Source organism: Komagataeibacter xylinus NBRC 15237 (genome assembly GCF_001571345.1).
Classification (GTDB): domain Bacteria; phylum Pseudomonadota; class Alphaproteobacteria; order Acetobacterales; family Acetobacteraceae; genus Komagataeibacter; species Komagataeibacter xylinus.
Map to the genome: position 1 here is coordinate 24,103 of NZ_BCTP01000034.1, position 6,246 is coordinate 30,348.

At 63.5% G+C, this 6,246-nt stretch carries 8 protein-coding genes and 1 pseudogene; 5 read left to right on the forward strand and 4 right to left on the reverse strand.

From position 1 onward, the window contains the following. Positions 1-22 precede the first annotated feature (22 nt). Positions 23-472 (forward strand): ribosome silencing factor, encoded by a 450-nt coding sequence (rsfS, locus tag GXY01S_RS12265; protein ID WP_061275516.1) that lies wholly within the window; start codon positions 23-25, stop codon positions 470-472. 3 nt (positions 473-475) lie between these two features. Continuing rightward, positions 476-937, forward strand: a complete 462-nt coding sequence (locus GXY01S_RS12270; protein WP_061275503.1) for a 23S rRNA (pseudouridine(1915)-N(3))-methyltransferase RlmH — start codon at positions 476-478, stop codon at positions 935-937. Positions 938-1,056: 119 nt separating this feature from the next. On the opposite strand, the gene GXY01S_RS12275 is transcribed toward GXY01S_RS12270, so the two are convergent. The 4 genes and pseudogenes from GXY01S_RS12275 to GXY01S_RS12290 all read right to left on the reverse strand — a co-directional run bounded on the left by GXY01S_RS12275 (position 1,057) and on the right by GXY01S_RS12290 (position 4,286). Further along, positions 1,057-1,818 carry a CHAP domain-containing protein gene (locus GXY01S_RS12275; RefSeq protein WP_174520964.1) on the reverse strand — a complete coding sequence of 254 codons (762 nt, stop codon included), beginning with the start codon at positions 1,816-1,818 and terminating at the stop codon, positions 1,057-1,059. 321 nt (positions 1,819-2,139) lie between these two features. Then, positions 2,140-2,490, reverse strand: coding sequence for a RidA family protein (locus GXY01S_RS12280; RefSeq protein WP_061275520.1), 351 nt, complete (start codon positions 2,488-2,490; stop codon positions 2,140-2,142). Positions 2,491-2,682: 192 nt separating this feature from the next. Continuing rightward, positions 2,683-3,210 (reverse strand): annotated as a pseudogene (locus GXY01S_RS12285) (nucleotidyltransferase family protein); the annotation flags it as partial. After that, the gene (locus GXY01S_RS12290) at positions 3,207-4,286 is read right to left on the reverse strand and encodes an XdhC family protein (RefSeq protein ID WP_061275505.1); all 1,080 of its coding nucleotides are present in this window, start codon (positions 4,284-4,286) and stop codon (positions 3,207-3,209) included. The gene GXY01S_RS12290 and the pseudogene GXY01S_RS12285, both read right to left, overlap by 4 nt. A gap of 131 nt (positions 4,287-4,417) precedes the next feature. Between GXY01S_RS12290 and GXY01S_RS12295 the strand changes: the two genes are divergently transcribed. From GXY01S_RS12295 to GXY01S_RS12305, 3 genes are all read left to right on the forward strand, one after another. Continuing rightward, positions 4,418-4,798 carry a host attachment protein gene (locus GXY01S_RS12295; RefSeq protein WP_061275508.1) on the forward strand — a complete coding sequence of 127 codons (381 nt, stop codon included), beginning with the start codon at positions 4,418-4,420 and terminating at the stop codon, positions 4,796-4,798. Between the two features lie 76 nt (positions 4,799-4,874). Then, positions 4,875-5,534 (forward strand): MBL fold metallo-hydrolase, encoded by a 660-nt coding sequence (locus tag GXY01S_RS12300; protein ID WP_061275510.1) that lies wholly within the window; start codon positions 4,875-4,877, stop codon positions 5,532-5,534. Positions 5,535-5,569: 35 nt separating this feature from the next. After that, a complete protein-coding gene (locus tag GXY01S_RS12305) occupies positions 5,570-6,082 on the forward strand; it encodes a DUF192 domain-containing protein (RefSeq protein ID WP_061275512.1) in 513 nt (170 codons plus the stop codon). Positions 6,083-6,246: the final 164 nt, after the last annotated feature.

Here is a 6,246-nt window from a genome sequence, read left to right on the forward strand (position 1 = left end):
GCCGCGTGCCGTCACGGGTTCACTGGGCAGTGCCGTGCAGGTGCCGGGCACGCCGCGCAAGAAGGCGGCCGTGGCAGGCCCCGCCCGTGCCGAAGCGCGCGTGCCTGACCCGCGCGTGGAGCAGTTTCTGGAGATCATCACCACCAGCCTGGAAGATGACAAGGCTGAGGATATCGTGGTGATCGACCTGACGGGCCGCGCCTCCTTTGCCGACCGCATGGTCATCGCCACCGGCATTGCCGACCGGCAGATCGCCGCCATGGCCGCGCATATCGAGCGCAAGCTGGGCGAGGCCGGGCTCAAGCGCGTGCGCACGGAAGGGGCGACCGGCTCCGACTGGGTGCTGCTGGATGCGGGCGATATCGTGGTGCATCTGTTCAAGGCCGAGGCCCGCGCGCTTTATGGGCTGGAGCGCATGTGGGGCGATGACCTCGACGTGCCGCCGGAGGCGCCCGCAGGCCCGGTGGCGTAAGCCTTGTTTCACCTGATTGCCGTGGGCCGCATGAAGGACCGGGTGGAGCGCGACCTGTTCGAGCGTTACGCCACCCGGCTTTCGCCCCGCATCAAGCTGGTTGAACTGCCTGAAGGGCGCGGTGCGCCCAACGAGATCAAGCGCAGGGAAGGGCAGGCGATTCTGGCCGCATTGCCAGATCGCGCCATTGTCGTTGCCATGGACGAAGGCGGCCGCACCTACGACAGCGTGGCCTTCTCGCATGCGGTGGAACAGTGGATCGAGACACCACGGCCGCTGTGTTTTGTCATTGGCGGGGCGGAAGGGCTCGATGGCCCGGTTGTGCAGCGTGCAGACCATACGCTCTCGCTTGGCAAGATGACGTGGCCACACATGCTCGTGCGCGGCATGCTGGCCGAGCAGCTTTATCGTGCCCGCGCCATTTCAGCCGGGCACCCCTATCATCGTGCGGGCCGCCCTGACTGAAGGCCGTCTATAGGGGCGTCATGGGGAAATGGCGTACGTGACCCGATGCGCTGCTTTTTACAAAAAAAGCTTCACCAAAAATTTTTCCGGGAACAGGCCTGCTGCCGCGTGTGCTGTTTCTAGCGCAGCGAACGGTTGGGCGCATCATCCGAATAGGCGAGGGATGAGGAAGCCCGCCCTGCAATGCCCTCGGGCGCTTCCGCCACTTCCGTGCCGTAGCGGCGCGTGGAGCTATGCGCCTGCGCCATGACGGCAGGGTTGCGCATGGCCTTCTGGTAGGTGCTCAGCATCATGTGCGAGGTGGTGTCAGGCCGGGCGTAGATGAAGCCGTAGGTGGGGTAAATGCTGCCAAAGGCGCCGCTGCGGCTGTTAAGCGCCACGCGCACGGCGGACCAGTCATTATTGGGGGAAACATCGATAACCTGCACATCGCGGCTGATGCCCCGCTGGCCCCAGTGCGACTGGTCAATGACGATGGTGCGGTTGCTGACCACCTGGCGCACCACGGCCACATGGCCAAGCGGCATGCGGCGCGTGCCACGGAAGTTGAGCACGCTGCCCTCCTCCGGTGCGCTGCCGCGTGCGTAACGGCCTGCGGCGTTATACCACCAGTCTACCGCGTTGCCGCGAATCTCGACATCGGATGCGGCCTTGGCAAAAGCCACGCACTGGATGACATGCCCGTATTCATGGGTATGGGCGCCACGATAGGCCGTATGGTGCAGCGTGGCATGGTGGGAAGAGGTGGTATGCGCAGCGGTCGGGTGTATGTGGGTTACATGCCGCGTGGCATGGGCCTGACCCTGTCCAGAAAACATGAATCCGAAAGTGGCCGTAAGGACGGAAAGCAAGACGCCACGCTTCATGTTTCTGATCCGCATTTTTCGCAATCTCTCCACCGCATCCGGGTGATTCTCAAAATGATCCGCTCACATCGCGTTCATCGAGTAGCAAGCCCATTGCAAGTCTGACAAGCCTGCGCTGTGGAGGATGAAGAGCAACATTGCATATTTCCTCCAAAAACCCGCTCAAATTAAAAAAATAGGAATATATTCTTTATTCGGACTATTTATGCCCTGATTTTCCGCCGCTTATCCCAAGGATTTCAGCGACGAGAACAGAAGTGGAATGATTCTGGGAAAGCGGGAAAGTTGCAAAAATGTGACATGTTTCACAGGCACCCTTCCCGCTGCCCTGAAGTCTTATTTGGTCGCGATGATCATGATTTCGACCAGCACGTCCGGGTGCGCCATCTTGGCCTCGACACAGGCGCGGGCCGGTGCGCCACCCTTGGGCAGCCAGGGGCCCCACACGGCATTCAGCGCGTCACGGTCGTTGATGTCCTTCAGCCAGATCTGGGCCTGCAGCAGGCGGGTGTTGTCGGTGCCATGCAGTTCCAGCGCCTCGTCAATCTGGGCCAGCACGTCCTTGGTCTGGGCCGTGATGTCGGCGGACAGGTCGCGCGCCACGAATCCCTGCGTGAACAGGAAACCATGATACTCCACCACCTTGGACAGGATGGCGTTGGGCTCGGTGCGAATGATCTTGCTCATGTTATGGGTCCTGGTTGGTTGGTTGGCATGTGGTGTGCCACATGCGCTGCCTTTTCTCTTCGCGCCGGGCCGGGCCGAGGTCAACTCCCCGCGGAAAAGGCGGCTGAATTCAGCCAGTCGCGCCGGGGTGTCGAAATCCACCGCAATTTCCGGTCCGGCCGCCACGCGGGGCATGGCGGGGGCGTGGCGTGCCAGCAGGTGGCGGGCTCCGCTATCGCCCTCGCCCGCCATCAGGGCGGCAAAAAGGGTGCGGCTCCACAGCACCGGGTTGCCGCGCCTGCCTTCATGCACGGCCAGCACGCCGGGGCAACCCGGATGGGCATGAAATGTGGCCATCATGCGGTCGAGCAGTTTCGTGCCGACCAGCGGCATGTCGCCAAGGCAGATCAGCGCGCCTGTTATGGTGGCGTCATCCATGACCGCCCGCACGCCTGCCGCCAGCGTGCGTGACAGGCCGTGGGCATGCTCGGGGGCGATGATGAAATGGGGAGGCGGGTCCGGTTGCAGCCCCTGTACTGCCGCCTGACGGATCTCGGCGGCCCGGTGGCCCAGCACGACAACGACGGGGGCGGCCCGGCTGGCCGTGACCGCGCGCAGGGTGCGGGCGATCATGGGCAGGCCGGTGGCATCCGGGGCGAGCAGCTTGTGCGCGGGCGCCGTGCGGCTTGAGGCGCCTCCCGCCAGCACGATCGCGGCGATGCGCCCCGGTGCGGCTGTCACGCCCAGCCCGATACGCGCCCCAGTGGCCTGTTGTGCCGCACGGCCACGATCTCGGCCAGGATCGAGAGCGCAATTTCCGCTGCCCCGACCGCGCCAATGGCCAGCCCCACGGGGCCGTGGATGCGCGCGATCTGGCCTGCGTCAAAACAGGCCTCCTGCAGCCGGGTCATGCGTGAGGCCTGCGTTTTGCGCGAGCCGAGCGCGCCGATATAAAAAGCCTCGCTGCCCAGGGCGAATTGCAGCGTCGGGTCATCGAGCTTGGCGTCATGCGTCAGGGTCACGATGGCGGTCTGGTTATCAATGCCCAATCGTGCCAAGGCTTCATCCGGCCAGTCGGTGTCCAGCGTGATGCCAGGAAAGCGCTCCGCCGTGGCCAGTTGCGTGCGCGGGTCAATGACCGTGACCGAGAAGCCGGTAGTCTGCGCCATGGGGGCCAGCACCTGCGCGATATGGACCGCCCCCACCACCAGCAGCCGTGGCGGCATGGGCACGAGATGCAGGAACCATGTGGCCTGCCCCGCTTCATCTTCCAGACGCAGGCTGCGGCCGGTTTCAAAAACCTCATGTGCGCGGGCGGCCAGGCGGCCCTCCAGATCCGTGGATGTGGCAGGCGCGGTATCATGATACAGCAGGCGGCATGCGCCGGTGGCAAGCTCGGTCGCCATGATTACCGGCACGCGGGCGCGGCGCTTTTCGGCCACGGTCTCCAGCATGGCCAGCGGCAGCGTGCCCTGCGGGTGGGTGGGCGTGCTGACGGCAGCCACGAAAACATCAAGCAGCCCACCACAGGCCAGCCCCACCGCCCAGGCATCATCGCTCGATACGCCATAGGCCAGGCCGACCGGTCTGCCGGTATGCATGACGGTGGTGGCTTCTTCTATGACAGCCCCTTCCACGCAGCCGCCGCTGACCGAGCCTTCAATGCGGCCATTCTCGCACACGGCCATCATGCTGCCTGCGGGCCGGGGGGAACTGCCCCACGTCGAGGTGACGGTGGCAAGGGCGCAGGGCAGTCCGGCCCGGGCCCATTCGATCAGTAGATCCAGCGGATCGGGCGTAGAGGAAAGCTTTGTCATGGCAGGTTTACTTTATCAGCACGCATGCGCGCCTGTCACCCGCTGGACATGCATGCCCGGACACCCCATGTAATGTGATAACACGCAGGCCACCACAGGGTGGCCCGATGCATGAATGGAGTAGTACTTATATGAGCTATGTCGATCCGGTCTGGTATGTTGTGGCCGATAGCATTCACGCCCGCATTCTCAAGCATGGCGAACATGGTCTGGCCACCATCACCCACCTCAAGAGCGACGATGCCAAGGGCATGGATGCCCCGCGCAACGGTGCCTATGGCAAGGTGATCGCCGAGTTCCTGAACAAGGCCATCCGCGCGAAGGAAGCACCGGGCATCGCCCTTGCGGCCCCCGGCGAGGTGATGCACCAGATCCGCGAACATCTGGACGTGGAAGCCCGCCCGCTGGTGGTGAAGGTGGTCGAGCATGACCTGACCAACACGCCGGACAACAAGCTGGCCGCGCATTTCGATATTCCGGTCACCGGCTGGCCGCTCGCCAAGGAGCGCTGAGCCGCCTGCGTGGTTCAGTAACGGTGCGCCCTGCGGTAACGTGGGGCGCATTTTTTATTTGTAGGGCTTTTCCATCATGCCAGCACCCCTGTCACTTGAAGTCGTGCCCGTGACCGCATTCGGGCAGAACTGCTCCATATTATGGAACCCCGATACGCACCATGCGGTCGTGGTCGATCCGGGCGGGGACGTGCCGCGCATCATGGCCGCCCTGACGGACAAGGCCCTGACGGTAGACGCCATCTGGCTCACTCACGGTCATCTCGACCACGCGGGCGGGGCCGATGCCCTGCGGCGCGAACTCTCGGCCCGGCAGGGTGCCCCCGTGCCGGTGATGGGGCCGGACCGGGCGGATGCGCCCCTGCTTGAAACCATCCCGCAGCAGGCCGCCCTGTTCGGCCTGAGCGGTCTGGAGCCCGTAAGGCCTGACCGTTTTGTAAAGCATGGCGAAACGCTCGACGCGCTGGGCCACAGCTTTGAAGTGCGTCATGTGCCCGGCCATACGCCCGGGCATGTCGTGTTTTACGATCCCGCTGCCCGTTTCGCCTTTGTGGGCGATACCCTGTTCAAGGGAGGCGTGGGGCGGACCGATTTCCCCTATGGCGACCATGCGCAACTGATTGCCGCGATCGGGCGGGAATTGCTTACATTGGGTGATGATGTCACGATCCTGCCCGGTCATGGTCCCGCAACGACAATCGGCGCGGAGCGGAAGGGCAATCCCTTCCTGGCCTGACAGACAGATCAAAGGGTGCAGGAGAGTATTTGCTTATGATGTCCTTCAAGGCGGGCCGGTGGCTGGCCCTGGCCGCATGCATGGCCGCAGTGTCCGTTCCCGCCATGACGGCGGAGGAAACGGGTGAACCCACCCACGCGCAGGCCCCGCTGCCCACCGTGCCGCTCACCATCACCACGGCTGATGGCGCAAAGCATGTGTTCACGGTGGAAAAAGCCATGACGCCGCGTGAACAGCAGGTGGGCGAGATGTTCCGCCCGTCAGTGCCTGCTGATGCGGGGATGATCTTCGTGTGGTCCTACCCGCGTCAGAGCGACATGTGGATGGAGAACACAAAAGCCCCGCTCGATATCGTCTTTATCGGGGCGGATAACCGCATCTCCTCCATTGTCGAGAACGCCGTGCCGCTCAGCCTGGCCCGCATCAGCAGCCACGGTCCCGTGCGCGCAACGCTGGAGCTGCAGGCCGGCATTACCGAAAAACTGGGAATCGTGGTGGGCGACAAGGTCGATTCTGACGTGCTGGTGAGCAAGCCCGCCAGTAAGTGATTCTATTATCTGGCTGTTTTCCGGGGGGCTGATGGCACCCCGGACCATATTTTTCATCTTCGGTGCATTTTTCCAATTGACGGTTGTGGGTGGTGGTCCTATATCCCCAATCACCGGCGGCGCTGAGGAAACTTCTTGAGCTTCTCCGGTAGATTTGCTAGGTT

Bases quoted from the DNA above. Each gene is read 5' to 3' on its own strand.
- GXY01S_RS12275 (WP_174520964.1), bottom strand. From the start codon at position 1,818: ATGCGGATCAGAAACATGAAGCGTGGCGTCTTGCTTTCCGTCCTTACG.
- GXY01S_RS12280 (WP_061275520.1), bottom strand. From the start codon at position 2,490: ATGAGCAAGATCATTCGCACCGAGCCCAACGCCATCCTGTCCAAGGTG.
- GXY01S_RS12290 (WP_061275505.1), bottom strand. From the start codon at position 4,286: ATGACAAAGCTTTCCTCTACGCCCGATCCGCTGGATCTACTGATCGAA.
- GXY01S_RS12295 (WP_061275508.1), top strand. From the start codon at position 4,418: ATGAGCTATGTCGATCCGGTCTGGTATGTTGTGGCCGATAGCATTCAC.
- GXY01S_RS12300 (WP_061275510.1), top strand. From the start codon at position 4,875: ATGCCAGCACCCCTGTCACTTGAAGTCGTGCCCGTGACCGCATTCGGG.
- GXY01S_RS12305 (WP_061275512.1), top strand. From the start codon at position 5,570: ATGATGTCCTTCAAGGCGGGCCGGTGGCTGGCCCTGGCCGCATGCATG.